This window comes from Vibrio viridaestus, assembly GCF_003856525.1.
Classification (GTDB): domain Bacteria; phylum Pseudomonadota; class Gammaproteobacteria; order Enterobacterales; family Vibrionaceae; genus Vibrio; species Vibrio viridaestus.
On record NZ_RJVQ01000011.1, the window covers coordinates 67,330 to 84,835 of the forward strand.

At 44.6% G+C, this 17,506-nt stretch carries 29 protein-coding genes; all 29 read right to left on the reverse strand.

Translation table 11 applies throughout. The annotated features are described in order from the left end of the window. Positions 1–12 precede the first annotated feature (12 nt). Positions 13–402: a 30S ribosomal protein S11 gene (gene rpsK / locus EES38_RS18475; protein WP_001118870.1), complete on the reverse strand. Its 390-nt coding sequence runs from the start codon at positions 400–402 to the stop codon at positions 13–15. 18 nt (positions 403–420) lie between these two features. Then, positions 421–777, reverse strand: coding sequence for a 30S ribosomal protein S13 (rpsM, locus tag EES38_RS18480; protein ID WP_124938702.1), 357 nt, complete (start codon positions 775–777; stop codon positions 421–423). Between the two features lie 148 nt (positions 778–925). After that, entirely contained in the window at positions 926–1,039 is a 114-nt protein-coding gene (rpmJ, locus tag EES38_RS18485) for a 50S ribosomal protein L36 (protein WP_039969906.1), read from the reverse strand. 41 nt (positions 1,040–1,080) lie between these two features. Further along, the gene (gene secY, locus EES38_RS18490; protein WP_124938703.1) at positions 1,081–2,418 is read right to left on the reverse strand and encodes a preprotein translocase subunit SecY; all 1,338 of its coding nucleotides are present in this window, start codon (positions 2,416–2,418) and stop codon (positions 1,081–1,083) included. Between the two features lie 20 nt (positions 2,419–2,438). Continuing rightward, positions 2,439–2,873 carry a 50S ribosomal protein L15 gene (gene rplO, locus EES38_RS18495; protein WP_124938704.1) on the reverse strand — a complete coding sequence of 145 codons (435 nt, stop codon included), beginning with the start codon at positions 2,871–2,873 and terminating at the stop codon, positions 2,439–2,441. Between the two features lie 5 nt (positions 2,874–2,878). Next, positions 2,879–3,055, reverse strand: coding sequence for a 50S ribosomal protein L30 (gene rpmD / locus EES38_RS18500; protein ID WP_124938705.1), 177 nt, complete (start codon positions 3,053–3,055; stop codon positions 2,879–2,881). Between the two features lie 7 nt (positions 3,056–3,062). Further along, positions 3,063–3,563, reverse strand: coding sequence for a 30S ribosomal protein S5 (rpsE, locus tag EES38_RS18505; protein WP_124938706.1), 501 nt, complete (start codon positions 3,561–3,563; stop codon positions 3,063–3,065). Between the two features lie 14 nt (positions 3,564–3,577). Continuing rightward, positions 3,578–3,931: a 50S ribosomal protein L18 gene (rplR, locus tag EES38_RS18510; RefSeq protein WP_124938707.1), complete on the reverse strand. Its 354-nt coding sequence runs from the start codon at positions 3,929–3,931 to the stop codon at positions 3,578–3,580. A gap of 9 nt (positions 3,932–3,940) precedes the next feature. Next, complete coding sequence (gene rplF / locus EES38_RS18515; protein ID WP_124938708.1) at positions 3,941–4,474, reverse strand: 50S ribosomal protein L6; 534 nt, start codon at positions 4,472–4,474, stop codon at positions 3,941–3,943. A 14-nt stretch (positions 4,475–4,488) separates the two neighbouring features. Then, complete coding sequence (gene rpsH / locus EES38_RS18520) at positions 4,489–4,881, reverse strand: 30S ribosomal protein S8 (RefSeq protein ID WP_124938709.1); 393 nt, start codon at positions 4,879–4,881, stop codon at positions 4,489–4,491. A gap of 29 nt (positions 4,882–4,910) precedes the next feature. Further along, on the reverse strand, positions 4,911–5,216 hold the full coding sequence (gene rpsN, locus EES38_RS18525; protein WP_124938710.1) for a 30S ribosomal protein S14: 306 nt from the start codon (positions 5,214–5,216) through the stop codon (positions 4,911–4,913). A 17-nt stretch (positions 5,217–5,233) separates the two neighbouring features. Beyond that, the gene (gene rplE, locus EES38_RS18530) at positions 5,234–5,773 is read right to left on the reverse strand and encodes a 50S ribosomal protein L5 (protein WP_124938711.1); all 540 of its coding nucleotides are present in this window, start codon (positions 5,771–5,773) and stop codon (positions 5,234–5,236) included. Between the two features lie 14 nt (positions 5,774–5,787). After that, positions 5,788–6,102 (reverse strand): 50S ribosomal protein L24, encoded by a 315-nt coding sequence (rplX, locus tag EES38_RS18535; protein ID WP_124938712.1) that lies wholly within the window; start codon positions 6,100–6,102, stop codon positions 5,788–5,790. 13 nt (positions 6,103–6,115) lie between these two features. Then, the gene (gene rplN / locus EES38_RS18540; RefSeq protein WP_124938713.1) at positions 6,116–6,487 is read right to left on the reverse strand and encodes a 50S ribosomal protein L14; all 372 of its coding nucleotides are present in this window, start codon (positions 6,485–6,487) and stop codon (positions 6,116–6,118) included. A 158-nt stretch (positions 6,488–6,645) separates the two neighbouring features. Continuing rightward, a complete protein-coding gene (gene rpsQ / locus EES38_RS18545) occupies positions 6,646–6,900 on the reverse strand; it encodes a 30S ribosomal protein S17 (protein ID WP_124938714.1) in 255 nt (84 codons plus the stop codon). Further along, positions 6,900–7,091, reverse strand: coding sequence for a 50S ribosomal protein L29 (gene rpmC / locus EES38_RS18550; protein ID WP_124938715.1), 192 nt, complete (start codon positions 7,089–7,091; stop codon positions 6,900–6,902). The genes rpsQ and rpmC overlap by 1 nt, the downstream gene beginning before the upstream one ends. Continuing rightward, complete coding sequence (gene rplP / locus EES38_RS18555; protein ID WP_124938716.1) at positions 7,091–7,501, reverse strand: 50S ribosomal protein L16; 411 nt, start codon at positions 7,499–7,501, stop codon at positions 7,091–7,093. Before rplP ends, rpmC begins: the two co-directional genes overlap by 1 nt. An 11-nt stretch (positions 7,502–7,512) precedes the next feature. After that, positions 7,513–8,211 (reverse strand): 30S ribosomal protein S3, encoded by a 699-nt coding sequence (rpsC, locus tag EES38_RS18560; protein ID WP_124938717.1) that lies wholly within the window; start codon positions 8,209–8,211, stop codon positions 7,513–7,515. 19 nt (positions 8,212–8,230) lie between these two features. After that, the gene (rplV, locus tag EES38_RS18565) at positions 8,231–8,563 is read right to left on the reverse strand and encodes a 50S ribosomal protein L22 (RefSeq protein ID WP_124938718.1); all 333 of its coding nucleotides are present in this window, start codon (positions 8,561–8,563) and stop codon (positions 8,231–8,233) included. 10 nt (positions 8,564–8,573) lie between these two features. After that, a complete protein-coding gene (rpsS, locus tag EES38_RS18570; protein ID WP_004398469.1) occupies positions 8,574–8,852 on the reverse strand; it encodes a 30S ribosomal protein S19 in 279 nt (92 codons plus the stop codon). 20 nt (positions 8,853–8,872) lie between these two features. Next, positions 8,873–9,697, reverse strand: coding sequence for a 50S ribosomal protein L2 (gene rplB / locus EES38_RS18575; RefSeq protein ID WP_124938719.1), 825 nt, complete (start codon positions 9,695–9,697; stop codon positions 8,873–8,875). 16 nt (positions 9,698–9,713) lie between these two features. After that, the gene (gene rplW, locus EES38_RS18580) at positions 9,714–10,016 is read right to left on the reverse strand and encodes a 50S ribosomal protein L23 (protein ID WP_124938720.1); all 303 of its coding nucleotides are present in this window, start codon (positions 10,014–10,016) and stop codon (positions 9,714–9,716) included. After that, complete coding sequence (gene rplD / locus EES38_RS18585) at positions 10,013–10,615, reverse strand: 50S ribosomal protein L4 (protein ID WP_124938721.1); 603 nt, start codon at positions 10,613–10,615, stop codon at positions 10,013–10,015. Before rplD ends, rplW begins: the two co-directional genes overlap by 4 nt. Before the next feature lie 16 nt (positions 10,616–10,631). Next, a complete protein-coding gene (rplC, locus tag EES38_RS18590) occupies positions 10,632–11,261 on the reverse strand; it encodes a 50S ribosomal protein L3 (protein ID WP_124938722.1) in 630 nt (209 codons plus the stop codon). A 14-nt stretch (positions 11,262–11,275) separates the two neighbouring features. Then, positions 11,276–11,587: a 30S ribosomal protein S10 gene (rpsJ, locus tag EES38_RS18595; RefSeq protein WP_004410492.1), complete on the reverse strand. Its 312-nt coding sequence runs from the start codon at positions 11,585–11,587 to the stop codon at positions 11,276–11,278. 388 nt (positions 11,588–11,975) lie between these two features. After that, complete coding sequence (gene rlmB / locus EES38_RS18600; protein ID WP_124938723.1) at positions 11,976–12,716, reverse strand: 23S rRNA (guanosine(2251)-2'-O)-methyltransferase RlmB; 741 nt, start codon at positions 12,714–12,716, stop codon at positions 11,976–11,978. Next, complete coding sequence (gene rnr, locus EES38_RS18605; protein WP_124938724.1) at positions 12,713–15,166, reverse strand: ribonuclease R; 2,454 nt, start codon at positions 15,164–15,166, stop codon at positions 12,713–12,715. The genes rlmB and rnr overlap by 4 nt, the downstream gene beginning before the upstream one ends. A 186-nt stretch (positions 15,167–15,352) precedes the next feature. Then, on the reverse strand, positions 15,353–15,988 hold the full coding sequence (gene motX / locus EES38_RS18610) for a flagellar protein MotX (RefSeq protein WP_124938725.1): 636 nt from the start codon (positions 15,986–15,988) through the stop codon (positions 15,353–15,355). 203 nt (positions 15,989–16,191) lie between these two features. After that, the gene (locus EES38_RS18615) at positions 16,192–17,490 is read right to left on the reverse strand and encodes an adenylosuccinate synthase (RefSeq protein ID WP_124938726.1); all 1,299 of its coding nucleotides are present in this window, start codon (positions 17,488–17,490) and stop codon (positions 16,192–16,194) included. Positions 17,491–17,506: the final 16 nt, after the last annotated feature.

Here is a 17,506-nt window from a genome sequence, read left to right on the forward strand (position 1 = left end):
TTCCTAGAAACGTTATACGCGACGTTTCTTCGGTGGACGACAACCGTTATGAGGGATAGGAGTCGCATCAACGATGTTTGTGATACGGAAACCAGCAGCGTTCAGTGCGCGAACAGTAGATTCACGACCTGGACCAGGACCCTTAACCATAACTTCCAAGTTCTTGAGGCCATATTCTTTAGCCATTTCAGCACAACGCTCTGCAGCAACCTGTGCAGCGAACGGAGTAGACTTACGAGAACCGCGGAAACCAGAACCGCCTGCAGTAGCCCAAGCTAGAGCATTACCTTGACGGTCAGTAATGGTTACGATTGTGTTGTTAAAAGATGCATGAATGTGCGCAACGCCATCAGCGACTTGCTTACGTACGCGCTTACGTGCGCGAGTTGGTTGTTTAGCCATTGTACTGTACCTTCCCGATTATTTTTTGATCGGCTTACGCGGACCCTTACGGGTGCGAGCGTTGGTTTTAGTACGCTGTCCACGTAGTGGTAGACTGCGACGATGACGAAGACCACGGTAACAGCCAAGGTCCATAAGACGCTTGATGTTCATGGAAACTTCACGACGTAGATCACCCTCTACAGTGTACTTAGCTACACCATCACGCAGTTGATTGATCTGATCTTCAGTTAGTTCACTGATCTTAACATTTTCAGCAATACCCACTTCAGCTAGGATAGCCTGAGAGCGAGTTTTACCGATGCCGTAAATCGATGTTAAAGCGATTACAGCATGCTTTTGATCAGGAATGTTAATGCCTGCTATACGGGCCACTATTCACTCCTAGTACTCTAATAAGAAATTTATCCGCAACAAAGCCCGCTGAGGATACGTTGCGGAAGACTACTTCTTTTGCACGCAAAAGGTAGGCCGAGGAATATACTCGACCGACCTTTATTTTTCAAGTAAAAATTTCTGCTAATTAGCCTTGGCGCTGTTTATGCTTTGGCTCACTGCAAATTACGCGAACAACACCGTTGCGCTTGATAATTTTACAGTTACGGCAGATTTTTTTAACGGAAGCACGAACTTTCATTGCTAAACTCCGTAAATAGAATCTTAGCTGCTGAGTCGTTATTAACGACCATAGCCTTTCAGATTCGCTTTTTTCAACACAGAATCATACTGATTTGACATCAGATGAGTCTGTACCTGTGCCATAAAGTCCATGATCACAACAACTACAATCAGTAGTGATGTTCCACCAAAATAGAACCTAACGTTCCATGCGGACATCATGAACTGTGGAATCAGACAGATAAAAGTAATATACAACGCACCCGCTAGAGTTAAACGTGTCATCACTTTATCAATGTATCTCGCTGTCTGCTCACCTGGGCGGATACCGGGTACGAACGCACCAGACTTCTTCAGATTATCTGCTGTTTCACGAGGGTTAAATACCAACGCAGTATAGAAGAAACAGAAGAAAATAATCGCTACTGCATAAAGAATCATATAAAGCGGTTGACCAGGACTTAGAGCTAAAGAGATCTGAGTTAGCCAACTGAAGGCAGAACCTTCACCACCTACGTTACCAAACCACTGTGCCAGTGTGCCTGGGAACAAAATAATACTTGATGCAAAAATTGCTGGAATAACACCGGCCATATTAATTTTCAATGGCAAGTGAGTACTCTGAGCTGCAAACACTTTACGACCTTGTTGACGTTTCGCATAGTTAACGACGATTCGGCGTTGACCACGTTCCATGAAAACTACGAAGTAAATTACAGCTAAAGAGATAACAGCAATTAATAGTAGCAGAAGTACATGCAATTCACCTTGACGCGCTTGCTCGATAGTTTGTCCGATTGCCTTAGGCAATCCTGCAACAATACCAGTAAAAATCAGTAACGAAATACCGTTACCGATACCGCGTTCTGTGATTTGTTCACCTAACCACATCAAAAACATGGTGCCGGTTACTAAACTCACGGTAGCAATGATTGTAAACATGGTTTGATCGATAACGACCAGATTAGAGACCATGTTTGGTAAACCAGTTGCAATACCTAACGCTTGGAATATTGCAAGCACAAGCGTGCCATAACGCGTATATTGGCTAATCTTACGACGCCCTGCTTCGCCCTCTTTTTTGAGCTCAGCTAACGCTGGATGAACTACCGTTAGCAATTGGACAACAATAGAAGCCGAAATATACGGCATGATGCCCAATGCTAATATAGATGCACGCGAAAGAGCACCACCGGAGAACATGTTAAACATTTCTACGATGGTCCCTTTTTGCTGTTCGAACAATTCGGCAAGTACAGCCGCGTCAATACCAGGAATCGGCACAAAAGAGCCCGCTCGGAATACTAAAAGTGCACCAATTACGAATAATAAGCGCGACTTTAGTTCACTTGAGCCGCTCTGAGCACTACGAAAATCTTGTCCTGGTTTCTTAGCCATCTGTACCTCGTTCCTCGAGATTATTCCTCGATTTTACCGCCTGCAGCTTCGATTGCAGCTTTAGCGCCTTTAGTCACGCGAAGACCTTTAACAGTCACAGCTTTAGCGATTTCACCAGAAAGAACGATTTTAGCGTTCTCAATGTTCTTAGTGATAACGTTAGCAGCTTTAAGGCTGTTTAGATCAACAACATCACCTGTTACTTTAGCTAGTTCGCTTAGACGAACTTCAGCAGAAACAAAGCTCTTACGAGATTTGAAACCGAACTTAGGTAGACGTTGTTTTAGAGGCATTTGACCGCCTTCAAAACCTGGACGAACTTTACCGCCAGAACGTGACTTTTGACCTTTGTGACCGCGGCCACCTGTTTTGCCAAGGCCAGAACCGATACCACGACCTAAACGCTTCTTAGAAGGCTTAGAACCCGCAGCCGGTGATAGAGTATTCAAACGCATTCTGATTACTCCTCAACTTTAACCATGTAGATAACTTTGTTGATCATGCCGCGTACACACGGAGTATCTTCAAGTTCTACAGTATGGTTGATTTTACGAAGGCCTAGTCCACGCAAAGTAGCTTTATGCTTTGGTAGGCGACCAATTGAGCTTTTAGTTTGAGTTACTTTAATAGTTGCCATAGTGTTCTTACTCCGAAATAGATTCAACAGTCAGACCACGTTTAGCAGCAACCATTTCTGGTGACTTCACACTACCTAGAGCATCGATCGTTGCACGAACGATGTTGATAGGGTTCGTAGAACCGTATGCTTTAGACAGTACGTTGTGTACACCTGCAACTTCAAGTACTGCACGCATCGCACCACCTGCGATAACACCTGTACCTTCTGATGCTGGCTGCATGTAAACTTTAGAGCCCGAATGGCGACCTTTCACCGCGTGGTGTAGAGTGCCTTCGTTAAGCGCGATAGTAGTCATGTTACGACGCGCTTTTTCCATTGCTTTTTGAATCGCTGCAGGTACTTCACGAGCTTTGCCGTAACCGAAACCTACACGACCATTACCGTCACCAACTACTGTTAGTGCAGTGAAGCTCATGATTCGACCACCTTTAACCGTCTTAGATACACGGTTAACAGCAATCAGCTTTTCTTGCAAATCATTAGCTTGTTGTTGTTCTTTAGCCATCTTCCAACCCTACCTTAGAATTTCAGACCAGCTTCGCGAGCAGAATCTGCTAGCGCCGCTACTCGACCGTGGTATTGGAAACCAGAACGATCAAATGCAACTTCAGATACGCCTTTTTCAAGAGCGCGCTCAGCAATAGCTTGACCTACTGCTTTAGCTGCATCAACGTTACCAGTATTCTTAACTTGCTCACGGATCGCTTTTTCTACAGTAGAAGCTGCTGCGATAACCTCAGAGCCGTTAGCTGCAATCACTTGTGCGTACACGTGACGAGGAGTACGGTGCACGACTAGGCGAGTTGCACCCAGTTCTGCAATCTTACGACGTGCGCGTGTAGCACGACGGATGCGAGATGCTTTCTTATCCATAGCGTTACCTTACTTCTTCTTAGCTTCTTTAATACGCACATATTCATCTGCGTAACGTACACCTTTACCTTTATAAGGCTCAGGTTGACGGTAAGAACGAATATCCGCAGCAACTTGACCAACCAACTCTTTAGAACAACCTGAAATTACGATTTCAGTTTGAGTTGGACACTCAGCTTTGATGCCTGCTGGTAATTCATGCTCAACAGGATGTGAGAAACCTAAAGTTAGAGCTACAGCGTTGCCTTTGATAGCAGCACGGTAACCAACACCTTTAAGCTCAAGCTTTTTAGAAAAGCCTTCTGCAACACCTTTAACCATGTTGTTAACTAGAGCGCGAGCAGTACCTGCTTGTGCCCAAGCGTTAACAACGCCTTCGCGAGGACCAAATGTAAATTTGTTGTCTTCTTGAGCGATTACTACAGCGTCGTTAAATACGCGAGTAAGTTCACCCTTAGGACCTTTTACAGTGATCTCTTGGCCGTTTAATTTCACCTCTACGCCAGCTGGAATAGCGACAGGTGCTTTAGCAACACGAGACATATCTACTCCTTATATTAAGCTACGTAGCAAAGGATTTCACCACCAAGACCCGCTTTGCGAGCTGCACGGTCTGACATAAGACCCTTGGAAGTAGAAACAACAGCAACACCGAGACCACCCATCACTGATGGAAGCTCGTCTTTTTTCTTATAAACGCGCAGACCAGGACGTGAAACACGTTGGATTTGCTCGATTACTGGTTTTGCTTGGAAATACTTTAAAGTAACTTCAAGCTCAACTTTTGATTCGCCTTCAACAGCGAAATCTTCGATATAACCTTCAGCTTTTAGAAGTGCAGCAATTGCAACTTTTAGCTTTGAAGAAGGCATTTTAACAGCAACTTTGTTTGCTGCCTGACCGTTACGAATACGGGTCAGCATATCCGAAATCGGATCTTGCATGCTCATAAACTTTACTCCAAATGATTAAGTGGCAATTACCAGCTAGCCTTACGAAGTCCAGGAATCTCGCCTTTCATGCAAGCTTCACGAACTTTAATACGGCTTAGACCGAACTTACGTAGGTAACCGTGTGGACGACCAGTCTGGTTACAACGGTTGCGCTGACGCGATGCACTTGAATCACGTGGAAGTGCTTGTAGTTTTAGCACTGCATCCCAACGTTCTTCTTCAGATGCGTTTACATCGTTAATTGTTGCTTTTAGCGCTGCACGCTTTTCTGCGTACTGAGCTTGTAGCTTTGCACGTTTTGCTTCACGTGCTTTCATTGATACTTTAGCCATAACAGTAACCCTTCACCTTACTTGCGGAATGGGAAGTTAAAGGCAGCCAGCAGAGCACGGCCTTCCTCATCGGATTTCGCAGTAGTCGTGATAGTGATATCAAGACCGCGAACACGATCGACTTTATCGTAGTCGATTTCCGGGAAGATGATTTGCTCGCGAACGCCCATGCTGTAGTTACCGCGACCGTCAAAAGACTTAGCGCTAACACCACGGAAGTCACGTACACGTGGAAGTGCAATAGAGATTAAACGCTCTAAGAAATCCCACATACGTTCGCCACGCAAGGTTACTTTACAACCAATTGGGTAGCCTTCACGAATTTTGAAACCTGCAACAGATTTGCGCGCTTTAGTGATAAGTGGCTTCTGACCAGAGATCGTTGCCATATCAGATGCTGCATTTTCTAGCAGTTTCTTATCGTTGATTGCTTCACCAACGCCCATGTTTAGGGTGATTTTATCAATCCTAGGGACTTGCATGACGCTTGTGTAACCGAATTGTTTGGTCAATTCAGTGACTACAGACGACTTGTAGTAATCATGCAGTTTCGCCATAGTAGAACTCCAAATTACTTAATTGTTTCGCCATTCGATTTGAAGAAACGCACTTTTTTGCCTTCCTCAAAACGGAAACCTACACGGTCTGCTTTACCAGTAGCCGCATTGAAAATTGCAACATTAGAAGCGTCAATTGCTGCTTCTTTTTCAACGATGCCACCTTGTTGACCTAGAGCCGGAACAGGCTTTTGGTGTTTTTTAACAAGGTTGATACCTTCAACGATAACTTTACCAGTTGTCAGAACCTGAGATACTTTACCTTTCTTGCCTTTATCTTTACCAGCAAGAACGATGATTTCGTCATTACGACGGATTTTAGCTGCCATCTTTGAACGCTCCTTACAATACTTCTGGAGCCAGAGATACGATCTTCATAAATTTTGCATTACGAAGTTCGCGAGTCACTGGACCAAAGATACGTGTACCGATTGGTTGCTCGGTATTGTTATTTAACAGTACGCAAGCATTACGGTCGAAGCGAATGACAGAACCGTCAGGACGACGTACGCCTTTACGGGTGCGAACTACCACCGCCTTCAGTACATCACCTTTTTTAACTTTACCGCGAGGAATTGCTTCCTTAACAGTAACTTTAATGATGTCACCGATGTGTGCATAACGACGGTGAGAGCCACCCAGAACCTTAATACACATTACGCTGCGGGCGCCTGAGTTATCAGCTGCGTCCAGCATACTTTGCATTTGGATCATGTTAGTGCTCCGCTAAATATTAAAAACTAGACCCTCTCGGGTCGGGCTGCCTCTTTAAAGGGACGCGAATTGTACCACCCTTTTTTACGAAAAGGTAGTCAAAAAACAAACGGCCCCAAAAATATTTTTGGGGCCGCTTTTATCATAGAAAATTCAAATTAAATTTTTGCTTTTTCTACGACTTTCACCAAAGTCCAAGACTTAGTCTTAGACAGTGGACGACATTCTGAAATTTCAACAGTATCGCCTAGGCCACACTCGTTGCTTTCGTCATGTGCGTGTACTTTTGTCGTGCGTTTCACGTATTTTCCGTAAATCGGGTGTTTTACGAAACGTTCGATCGCAACAACGATAGATTTGTCCATCTTGTCGCTAACTACACGGCCTTGTTGAGTACGAATATTGTCACTCATTATGCGCCTGCCTTCTCAGTCAAAACAGTTTTCACACGTGCGATATCACGGCGTACAGCTTTCAGAGTATGAGTTTGCTGTAGTTGACCAGTTGCAGCTTGCATGCGCAAGTTGAACTGTTCACGTAGTAAACCCATTAGCTCAGCGTTAAGCTCTTCAACGCTTTTCTCGCGTAGATCTTGTGCTTTCATCACATCACCTGCTTAATTACGAAAGTAGTCTTGAATGGCAGTTTAGCAGCTGCTAGAGCAAATGCTTCACGTGCCAATTCTTCAGGTACACCACCCATTTCGTACATAACCTTGCCAGGTTGGATTTGGGCTACCCAGTACTCAACGTTACCTTTACCCTTACCTTGACGAACTTCAAGTGGTTTTTCAGTGATAGGTTTGTCTGGGAACACACGGATCCAGATTTTACCTTGACGCTTAACGTGACGTGTCATCGCACGACGTGCCGCTTCGATTTGACGAGCAGTTAGACGACCACGGCCAACAGCTTTTAAACCGAAAGTACCGAATGATACTTCAGTACCTTTAGCTAGACCACGGTTACGACCAGTATGAACCTTACGGAACTTTGTGCGTTTAGGTTGTAGCATCTGTCGACTCCTTACTTACGGCCTTTACGCTGCTTCTTAGGCTTGTCAGCCTTTGGCTCAACTGCGTTAGCTGCTGGCATACCACCAAGGATTTCGCCCTTGAAGATCCAAACTTTAACGCCGATCACACCGTATTGAGTGTGAGCCGAAGAAGTTGCGTAATCAATGTCAGCACGAAGAGTGTGTAGAGGCACACGGCCTTCACGATACCACTCAGTACGTGCAATTTCAGCACCGCCTAGACGGCCACTTACTTCTACTTTGATACCTTTAGCGCCTAGACGCATAGCATTCTGTACCGCACGCTTCATAGCACGACGGAACATAACACGACGCTCTAGTTGAGACGCGATGCTATCAGCCACTAATTGGCCGTCTAGCTCAGGCTTACGTACTTCAGCGATGTTGATTTGCGCTGGTACACCTGCGATTTTAGCTACAGCAGCGCGTAGCTTCTCAACGTCTTCACCTTTCTTACCGATAACAACACCTGGGCGAGCAGTGTGAATAGTCACACGAATACTCTTAGCAGGACGCTCGATAACGATGCGTGATAGAGACGCTTTTGCCAATTCCTTAGTTAGGAATTGACGTACCTTGAAGTCGCCGTCTAGGTTGTCAGCGAATTCGTTGGTGTTAGCAAACCATGTAGCATTCCAAGGCTTAACGATGCCTAGACGAATACCATTAGGATGTACTTTCTGACCCATTGCTTACTCTCCTAGTCTCTTAGCGATCTGCGACAACCACAGTAATGTGGCTTGAACGCTTCAAGATACGATCCGCACGGCCTTTGGCACGAGGCATAATACGCTTCATGACAGGGCCCTCATCTACGAAGATCTTAGCGACACGTAGGTCGTCAATATCTGCACCTTCGTTGTGCTCCGCGTTAGCGATAGCTGACTCAAGAACTTTCTTAACTAGGTCAGCAGCTTTTTTGTTGCTGAAAGTCAGAATTTCTAGCGCTTGGTCAACATTCTTACCGCGGATTAAATCTGCAACTAAGCGAGCTTTCTGAGGAGAAATGCGAGCAAAGTTATGTTTAGCTAAAGCTTCCATTTTTTACTCCTTATTTCTTCTTAGCTTTCTTATCCGCAGCGTGACCGCGGTAAGTTCGAGTAGGTGCAAATTCGCCCAACTTGTGACCGATCATCTCGTCAGTTACGAAAACTGGAACGTGTTGACGACCATTATGGACAGCGATGGTCAATCCAATCATTGATGGAATGATCATTGAACGACGGGACCAAGTCTTAATAGGCTTTTTGTCTCCGCTTTCCACCGCTTTCTCTACCTTCTTCAGCAAGTGTAGGTCAATAAATGGACCTTTCTTGAGAGAACGTGGCATGGCTTATCCTCTTTAATAGATTACTTATTACGACGACGTACGATGTACTTGTCAGTGCGTTTGTTCTTACGAGTCTTGTAGCCTTTAGTTGGCATACCCCAAGGAGATACTGGGTGACGACCACCAGAAGTACGACCTTCACCACCACCATGTGGGTGATCAACAGGGTTCATTACAACACCACGTACAGTTGGACGAACACCGCGCCAACGTTTAGCACCAGCTTTACCTAGTTCACGTAGCATGTGTTCGTGGTTACCAACTTCACCGATTGTTGCACGGCCTTCAGAAAGAACTTTACGCATTTCGCCAGAACGTAGACGGATAGTTACATAAGAACCATCACGAGCAACGATTTGTGCATATGCACCAGCAGAACGAGCAAGCTGAGCACCTTTACCTGGTTTTAGCTCAACACAGTGTACAGTAGAACCTACTGGAATGTTGCGCATTGGTAGAGTGTTACCAGCTTTGATTGGCGCATCAACACCTGATTGGATTGAATCGCCAGCTTGAATGCCTTTAGGTGCGATGATGTAACGACGTTCACCATCTGCATATAGTACTAGTGCGATATTCGCGCTACGGTTTGGATCGTATTCAATACGCTCAACTTTCGCTGGGATACCATCTTTAGTACGTTTAAAGTCGATCACACGGTAGTGTTGTTTATGACCGCCACCAATGTGACGAACAGTAATACGACCGTTGTTGTTACGACCACCATTCTTAGAGTTTTTCTCTAGAAGTGGTGCGTAAGGCTTACCTTTATATAGGTCAGCGTTAACAACTTTAACTACGTGACGACGACCAGCCGAAGTCGGCTTACATTTAACAATAGCCATTTTTCAACTACTCCTGTTATTCCGCGCCGCCAACGAAGTCAAGATCTTGACCTTCTTTCAAAGTAACGTACGCTTTTTTAACGTCGCTACGGCGACCTTGGCGTAGACCTTGACGCTTAGTCTTACCCTTAGTGATAAGAGTATTTACAGATTCAACTTCAACTTCAAATAGCTTTTCTACAGCTGCTTTGATCTCTTTCTTAGTCGCATCTTTTGCTACTTTGAAAACGATAGTGTTCGCTTTCTCTGCAGCCATAGTTGCTTTTTCAGAGATGTGCGGAGCACGTAGAACTTTTAGTAGACGCTCTTCACTGATCATGCCAGCATCTCCTCAACTTGCTTAACTGCAGCAGCAGTCATAAGAACCTTGTCAAACGCGATTAGGCTAACTGGATCGATAGCAGCAACATCACGAACATCAACTTTATAAAGGTTACGCGCAGCTAAGAATAGATTTTCGTCTACTTCGCCAGTAACGATAAGAACATCGTTAAGCTCAAGTTCTTTAAGCTTAGCTACTAGCTCTTTAGTTTTTGGTGCTTCTACTGAGAAGTTGTCTACAACAACTAGGCGTTCTTGGCGAACAAGCTCAGATAGAATTGCTTTCATAGCACCGCGGTACATTTTTTTGTTTACTTTTTGGCTGTGATCTTGTGGTTTCGCAGCAAAAGTAACACCACCTGTACGCCAGATTGGGCTACGAATTGTACCAGCACGAGCGCGACCAGTACCTTTTTGACGCCATGGTTTAGCGCCACCGCCAGAAACTTCTGAACGTGTTTTTTGAGCACGAGTACCTTGACGAGCACCTGCTGCAAATGCAACAACTACCTGGTGTACAAGGGCTTCGTTAAACTCACGTCCGAAAGTAGTTTCGGAAACAGTTAGTGCATCAGCACCTTTAACCATCAATTCCATTACTTACTCCTAGACGTTATGCTTTAACAGCTGGTTTAACGATCACGTTAGCACCAGTTGAACCTGGGACTGCACCTTTAATAAGAAGCAGATTACGATCAGCGTCAACTCGTACGATCTCTAGGTTTTGAGTCGTTACACGCTCAGCACCCATGTGACCTGCCATCTTCTTGCCTTTAAATACACGACCTGGAGTCTGACATTGACCGATAGAACCAGGAGCGCGGTGAGACAATGAGTTACCGTGAGTCATATCTTGAGTACGGAAGTTCCAACGCTTAACAGCGCCTTGGAAACCTTTACCCTTAGATGTACCAGTAACGTCTACTTTCTTGATTTCATTGAAAAGTTCAACATTTAGCTCAGCGCCAACTTCAAACTCTTCACCGTTTTCTAAACGGAATTCCCACAAACCGTTACCTGCTTCAACACCAGCTTTCGCATAGTGACCAGCTTCAGGCTTAGTTACACGGTTTGCTTTTTTAGCGCCTGCAGTAACCTGGATTGCAGCATAACCATCAGACTCAAGAGATTTAACTTGAGTTACGCGGTTGTTTTGCACTTCAACAACAGTTACTGGGATTGAGACGCCTTCTTCAGTAAATACGCGGGTCATACCCACTTTACGTCCGACTAGACCAATCATTCTTCTAATCTCCCTTAACCTAGGCTGATTTGTACATCTACGCCAGCAGCTAGATCTAGACGCATCAGTGCATCAACAGTTTTATCTGTTGGTTCAACGATGTCGATTAGACGCTTGTGAGTACGGATTTCGTACTGGTCACGAGCTTTCTTGTTGACGTGAGGAGAGATAAGAACAGTGAAACGTTCTTTACGGGTAGGTAGTGGGATAGGACCACGAACCTGTGCGCCGGTACGTTTTGCTGTTTCAACGATTTCCGCTGTAGAAGCGTCGATTAGTTTATAATCGAAAGCTTTAAGGCGGATACGGATACGTTGGTTCTGCATGAGACAGAGCTCCAATTCTAATTAAATTACACAAACAATATCGCCACTCTGACTCACTTTCTTTCGTGAGAGAATGCCGATTGATTTATGTGAAACCGTAGCACCCAAATCGGGCGCGTTGTCAGCTAATAGGTGATTAACCAGTTCTATCAATGAGATAGAGAGCTAAATTTTAATTAACTGCGAACATAAGCCGAGTATACATTACTAGGCACAGTGCCTACTCCTCGTTGCTCATTGGTTCACAACTGACTTAAGTCAGTGGGGGCGTATTATACAGAGTTAGAACTCAGTTACAAGCTCTGTGTGAAAATTATACGATATAAATTTAACTGCCAGTTTTCCCGATGAATTTTATCGAAAACGACTGGCAGTGTAGAGAAGGGAGTTATGACTGAAGACGCTGACGAACGGCTTCAAATAAACAGATGCCGGTTGCAACGGAAACATTTAAGCTAGACACACTTCCCGCCATTGGGATTTTAATCAGCTCATCACATGTTTCGCGAGTTAAACGGCGCATACCATCACCCTCAGCACCCATAACGATGGCAATAGGACCTGTCAATTTGGACTGATATATATCTTGTGTCGCTTCACCAGCCGTTCCAACAAACCAAATACCTTTTTCTTGCAACGCACGCATGGTTCTAGCCAAGTTAGTTACTCTCACCAAAGGTACTGTTTCAGCCGCTCCACAAGCCACTTTACTGACCGTTGCTGTCATGGGAGCCGACTTATCTTTAGGCACGATAACAGCAGCAACCCCCGCCGCGTCCGCATTACGTAGACACGCTCCCAAGTTATGAGGGTCCGTCACACCATCAAGAACCAGAATCAGTGGCTTATCTGCTGTAGCGAGAATGTCATCCAAATCATGTTCATTAAGGGCCTTAGCCGGTTTTACTTTTGCAATGATCCCCTGATGATTCGCCCCTTGCGCTTTATCATCGAGAGCTTTACGACCCATTTGCTGGATTGAAATCCCCATTTGTTGCAGTTGATTCAATACCGGCATTAATCTATCGTCTTGACGTCCTTTCAGAACAAAAGCTTCAATTAAGCGATCAGGGCTTTTTTCTAACACCGCATTAATTGCATGGATGCCATATATAAATTCGTTACTCATTCTTTACCTTTCTTACGGCTTTTGGCGGAAGTCGTTCTCGCCTTTTTCTTACGTGCCTTTTGCGCTTTGGTCTTCTTACGAGTACGACCTTTTCCATTTTCAGAGTCGTTATCAGGCCTTACCGTAGGCTCGATTGCCGGGACTGCACGTTTCCCCTGCACAGCTTCTTTTTTGCCACGTACTTTCGCTCGTGCTTCTGCTGCCCTTTTCTTGGCTGTTTTTCCTTTACCTCGAAGCTCTCTGCTCGTTTCAACCATTTCAAAATCGATATGTCGTTCATCTAGGTTAACCGCCAAGACTTTCACTTTTACAGCATCACCTAAACGATAGATATGCCCGAAGCTTTCGCCAATCAATCTCTGACCAATCGGATCGAACTGATAATAATCGTTCGCTAGTGTAGAGATATGAACCAATCCGTCAATATGCAGTTCCGTTAATCGAACAAAGAATCCAAATCCAGTGACATTGGCAATAACACCGTCCAGCTCTTCTCCAACATGATCTTGCATGTATTCACATTTCAGCCAGTCAGATACTTCACGAGTCGCGTCGTCAGCTCGACGCTCAGTCATTGAACACTGCTCACCGTAGTAATCCATGTCATCAAAGCCATAATGATAGCCGCCAGTTGGTGTCCAACGGTCAGTATTCGTGCCTTCATTTTTCGCAATTAGATATTTAATCGCACGGTGCAGTAACAAATCTGGATAGCGACGAATAGGTGAAGTGAAGTGAGCATAACGCTTCAGAGCCAAGCCAAAGTGACCGCAGTTATCGGCATTATAAACAGCTTGCTTCATTGATCTCAGCAGCATCGTTTGAATCAGTTCTTTATCCGGACGTTCACCAACTTGCTTCATCAGCATAGCGTAATCTGTTGGCGATGGTTCTAAACCACCCGTTAAGTTTAGCCCTAACTCCCCAAGAAAATCGCGAAATCCAGTGAGCCTTTCTTCTCCTGGTGTTTCATGAATTCTGTACAACGCTGCTTCTTTTGCTTTTTCAACTAAAGAGGCTGATGCAATGTTTGCCAGAATCATACATTCTTCAATAATCTTATGTGCATCATTTCGTTCTAGGGGCTCAATGCGATCGATTTTACGTTGGGCATTGAAAATGAATTTGGTTTCCACGGTTTCAAATTCAATCGCTCCGCGCTGCTCTCGAGCGTCTTTTAAAACACCATACATGCTATACAGCTGTTGTAAATGCGGCACTAAGGATTGATAGCGTTCAATTAACTCTGCGTCACCATCTAATATGGCAGCAACTTTGTTGTAAGTTAAACGTGCGTGGGAATTCATTACTGCTTCGTAGTGCTTATAACCCGATAACTTACCATTTTCAGATATGGTCATTTCACACACCATACAAAGACGATCAACCTGTGGATTCAAAGAACACAGACCGTTCGAAAGTACCTCTGGTAGCATTGGTACAACTTGAGATGGAAAATAAACCGAGTTACCACGATTAATCGCTTCTTTATCCAATGCAGTATCAGGTCTGACGTAATAACTCACATCCGCAATGGCCACCCATAAACGCCATCCACCACCTTTTTTTGCCTCACAGTACACAGCGTCATCAAAATCGCGCGCGTCTTCCCCATCAATAGTAACCAAAGGCAATTCACGTAAGTCTATACGCCCTTTTTTCGCCTCTTCCGGCACATCTTCGCCAAACTGTTTGATCTGCAGCTCGACCTCTTCAGGCCATTCATGTGGAATTTGATGGGTACGAATGGCGATTTGAGTTTCCATTCCAGGTGCCATATTTTCACCCAGAACTTCGACAACTTTCCCCATAATGCCACGAGCACGCCCGCCCCTGTCAGTGATCTCGATGACAACGACATTCCCCATTCGCGCTGCATAACGATGTTCATTCGGAATCAGAATATCGTGACTAATACGAGAATCATCGGGTACAACATAAGAGTATCCGGCTTCAAAGAAAAAACGTCCTACGATTTGCCCGGTGCGCTCTTCTAAAATTCGCACCAAGCGACCTTCTTTGCGTCCTCTTTTATCCGTTCCAGTCGGTTGTACCAAAACGAAGTCACCATGGATGATCGTTTTCATCTGATGATGAGGTAGTAATATATCGTTATCTTTACCAACACTGCCTTCAGGTCTTACCCATCCATGACCATCTTTATGTCCAATCACATAGCCTTTCACCATTTCTAGCTTATCTGGTAGGGCGTAACACTGGCGCCGGGTAAACACAAGCTGTCCATCACGCTCCATTGCACGAAGACGTCTTCTCAAGCCCTCATACTGATCTTCACCTGATAATTCGAGTGCTTCAAACAGATCATTGCGGTTCATCGGAATATTTGCGTTCGCGAGAAAATCCAAGATGAATTCGCGGCTAGGAATCGGATTTTCATAATTGCTTGCTTCACGATCGGCAAATGGGTCGTTTTGAATAGTGTCAGACATATAAGGTCCTAGGAAGGTCTCTGATGGATATTACGACGGTTCTTGAACGTCTACTGTAAACGCTAATCAAGATATATCAATCAATATAGTAATAGATCGCTGCGATTTCTTCAAAATCAGCAGCTTATTCAGAAAAGATTCACAGAAAAGTGACATTCGAGCTTTGAAAGTGAGAGAGTAATCAAATTACCAGAAGGTTTCGCGCATTTTTGCTCGGGCAATAATGTTCTCTGGCATACGCTCAGCTAGCCCCTGCCGAAGCAAGGAAATTCGTTTGTGTAGACGGGTATCTGCTGTCACTGAATGGTATAACCAGCGATAAGCATCTTCATAATCCAGTGGGCTACCATAATTACGTAGAAGAAGCTCGGCTAACTGAATTCGAGCATTCAGATCTCCCATTGCCGACGCCTCTCGAAGGTACGGTATAGCGCGCTCTTTGTCTTGCTGTACAAGAATACCCTGAGAGTAGTAGCGGCCCAAACGTTCTAGAGCAGCAGGCAAACCTTGATGAGCGGCACTTTCCATGTAGTAAAGTCCCAACTCGACATCCTGATCAACACACACACCCCACGCTAGCATATCTCCATAAAGAAACTCATACGCGGGCAAATCGATACGTGTTGCACGAGCAACGATATCTTCAACAAGCTGGCACTGATCAGCTTTTACTCGTTCTAAATGTTTATTCTGATTAATTAATTTAATCAGTTCAGCTTCGGAGTAGATAGGCACTGGCGCCCCTACATCATCTGCATTCGCAGCATAAGCTGAAGCACTCATAAACAGTATTATCGAAGCTGCTACTTTTCGTAGCATCATGGCTGTACTCATTTCAGTTTAAGTCGTTGACTAAATCGTCTCCCAGCACTCTGGGTTCAGATACCTTATCGGCTTTGTCTTAAGAGACTTTAGCACAAATTCCGCATCGTACAAAAAACAAACAACCGAGCAAAATTTAACGACAACCATAAAAAAAGCCGATGAATATATCATCGGCTTTAACACAAAAATCTTGAATCAAATTACACGCTAAATGGGTGAACTTTGATAATCGTTTCGTTACGATCAGGGCCAGTAGAAATGATGTCTACAGGAACGCCTGTTAACTCTTCGATACGTTTAACATAATCAAGAGCAGCCTGAGGAAGCGCATCGAGTGATTTAGCACCGAATGTTACTTCAGACCAACCAGGCATAGTTTCGTAAATTGGAGTTAGACCTTCATAGGCATCAGCAGCCAAAGGAGAAACTTCAGCGATCGAGCCGTCTTTCATCTGGTAACCAGTACAGATTTTAATTTCTTCTAGTCCGTCAAGAACGTCTAGTTTAGTTAAACAGAAACCTGTTACTGAGTTAAGCTGGATAGCACGGCGCAATGCAACAACATCAAACCAACCACAACGGCGCTTACGACCAGTTGTTGCACCAAACTCAGCACCTTTGGTACCTAAGTGATTACCGATTTCATCGTCTAGTTCAGTTGGGAATGGACCCGCACCGACTCGTGTACAGTATGCTTTAACAATACCCAAGATGTAACCAATGTGACGAGGACCAAAACCAGAACCAGCAGCCACACCGCCAGCCGTTGTATTTGATGAAGTCACATAAGGGTAAGTACCGTGGTCAATATCAAGAAGAGTACCTTGAGCACCTTCAAACATGATTTTATCACCACGCTTACGGGCAGCATCAAGCTCGTCAGTAACATCAATAACCATTGAGGTTAGCAGATCAGCATAACCCAGAGCCTGCTCCAGTACAGCTTCGTAGCTAACTGGCTCAGCTTTATAAAAGTTAACTAACTGGAAGTTATGGAATTCCATGACTTCTTTTAGTTTTTCAGCAAACGCTGCTTTATCGAACAAGTCACCAACGCGAAGACCACGACGAGCAACTTTATCTTCGTATGCAGGACCGATACCACGACCTGTTGTACCAATCGCTTTTTTACCGCGTGCAGCTTCACGAGCCTGATCTAAAGCAATATGATATGGCAGTATCAAAGGACATGCTTCAGAAATGAATAAGCGGTCACGAACAGGAACACCACGAGCTTCTAGCGGTTCCATTTCGTTAATTAAAGCTTCTGGAGAGAGTACAACGCCGTTACCAATGATGCATTTAACGTTGTTACGTAAGATTCCGGATGGAACCAAATGAAGAACGGTTTTTTCGCCGTCGATGACTAGAGTATGACCTGCATTGTGTCCACCTTGATAGCGAACGACGTATTTTGCGTCTTCAGTTAGCAGATCAACAATTTTTCCTTTTCCTTCGTCACCCCACTGGGTGCCTAAAACAACTACGTTATTTCCCATCTTTCCGAGTCTGATT

What these genes read in the sequence shown, in the direction of transcription:
- rpmJ (WP_039969906.1), bottom strand. Translation starts at nt 1,039, where the DNA reads ATGAAAGTTCGTGCTTCCGTTAAAAAAATCTGCCGTAACTGTAAAATT.
- rplN (WP_124938713.1), bottom strand. Translation starts at nt 6,487, where the DNA reads ATGATCCAAATGCAAAGTATGCTGGACGCAGCTGATAACTCAGGCGCC.
- rplO (WP_124938704.1), bottom strand. Translation starts at nt 2,873, where the DNA reads ATGCGTTTGAATACTCTATCACCGGCTGCGGGTTCTAAGCCTTCTAAG.
- rpsJ (WP_004410492.1), bottom strand. Translation starts at nt 11,587, where the DNA reads ATGCAGAACCAACGTATCCGTATCCGCCTTAAAGCTTTCGATTATAAA.
- motX (WP_124938725.1), bottom strand. Translation starts at nt 15,988, where the DNA reads ATGATGCTACGAAAAGTAGCAGCTTCGATAATACTGTTTATGAGTGCT.
- rplF (WP_124938708.1), bottom strand. Translation starts at nt 4,474, where the DNA reads ATGTCTCGTGTTGCTAAAGCACCTGTCGCTATTCCAGCTGGCGTAGAG.
- rpmD (WP_124938705.1), bottom strand. Translation starts at nt 3,055, where the DNA reads ATGGCAACTATTAAAGTAACTCAAACTAAAAGCTCAATTGGTCGCCTA.
- rpsS (WP_004398469.1), bottom strand. Translation starts at nt 8,852, where the DNA reads ATGCCACGTTCTCTCAAGAAAGGTCCATTTATTGACCTACACTTGCTG.
- rplD (WP_124938721.1), bottom strand. Translation starts at nt 10,615, where the DNA reads ATGGAATTGATGGTTAAAGGTGCTGATGCACTAACTGTTTCCGAAACT.
- rplE (WP_124938711.1), bottom strand. Translation starts at nt 5,773, where the DNA reads ATGGCGAAACTGCATGATTACTACAAGTCGTCTGTAGTCACTGAATTG.
- rplB (WP_124938719.1), bottom strand. Translation starts at nt 9,697, where the DNA reads ATGGCTATTGTTAAATGTAAGCCGACTTCGGCTGGTCGTCGTCACGTA.
- rplR (WP_124938707.1), bottom strand. Translation starts at nt 3,931, where the DNA reads ATGGATAAGAAAGCATCTCGCATCCGTCGTGCTACACGCGCACGTCGT.
- rplX (WP_124938712.1), bottom strand. Translation starts at nt 6,102, where the DNA reads ATGGCAGCTAAAATCCGTCGTAATGACGAAATCATCGTTCTTGCTGGT.
- rpsE (WP_124938706.1), bottom strand. Translation starts at nt 3,563, where the DNA reads ATGGCTAAAGAACAACAACAAGCTAATGATTTGCAAGAAAAGCTGATT.
- rpmC (WP_124938715.1), bottom strand. Translation starts at nt 7,091, where the DNA reads ATGAAAGCACAAGATCTACGCGAGAAAAGCGTTGAAGAGCTTAACGCT.
- rpsN (WP_124938710.1), bottom strand. Translation starts at nt 5,216, where the DNA reads ATGGCTAAAGTATCAATGAAAGCACGTGAAGCAAAACGTGCAAAGCTA.
- rnr (WP_124938724.1), bottom strand. Translation starts at nt 15,166, where the DNA reads ATGTCTGACACTATTCAAAACGACCCATTTGCCGATCGTGAAGCAAGC.
- rlmB (WP_124938723.1), bottom strand. Translation starts at nt 12,716, where the DNA reads ATGAGTAACGAATTTATATATGGCATCCATGCAATTAATGCGGTGTTA.
- EES38_RS18615 (WP_124938726.1), bottom strand. Translation starts at nt 17,490, where the DNA reads ATGGGAAATAACGTAGTTGTTTTAGGCACCCAGTGGGGTGACGAAGGA.
- rpsQ (WP_124938714.1), bottom strand. Translation starts at nt 6,900, where the DNA reads ATGAGTGACAATATTCGTACTCAACAAGGCCGTGTAGTTAGCGACAAG.
- rpsC (WP_124938717.1), bottom strand. Translation starts at nt 8,211, where the DNA reads ATGGGTCAGAAAGTACATCCTAATGGTATTCGTCTAGGCATCGTTAAG.
- rplW (WP_124938720.1), bottom strand. Translation starts at nt 10,016, where the DNA reads ATGATCAGTGAAGAGCGTCTACTAAAAGTTCTACGTGCTCCGCACATC.
- secY (WP_124938703.1), bottom strand. Translation starts at nt 2,418, where the DNA reads ATGGCTAAGAAACCAGGACAAGATTTTCGTAGTGCTCAGAGCGGCTCA.
- rplV (WP_124938718.1), bottom strand. Translation starts at nt 8,563, where the DNA reads ATGGAAGCTTTAGCTAAACATAACTTTGCTCGCATTTCTCCTCAGAAA.
- rpsH (WP_124938709.1), bottom strand. Translation starts at nt 4,881, where the DNA reads ATGAGCATGCAAGATCCGATTTCGGATATGCTGACCCGTATTCGTAAC.
- rplC (WP_124938722.1), bottom strand. Translation starts at nt 11,261, where the DNA reads ATGATTGGTCTAGTCGGACGTAAAGTGGGTATGACCCGCGTATTTACT.
- rplP (WP_124938716.1), bottom strand. Translation starts at nt 7,501, where the DNA reads ATGCTACAACCTAAACGCACAAAGTTCCGTAAGGTTCATACTGGTCGT.
- rpsK (WP_001118870.1), bottom strand. Translation starts at nt 402, where the DNA reads ATGGCTAAACAACCAACTCGCGCACGTAAGCGCGTACGTAAGCAAGTC.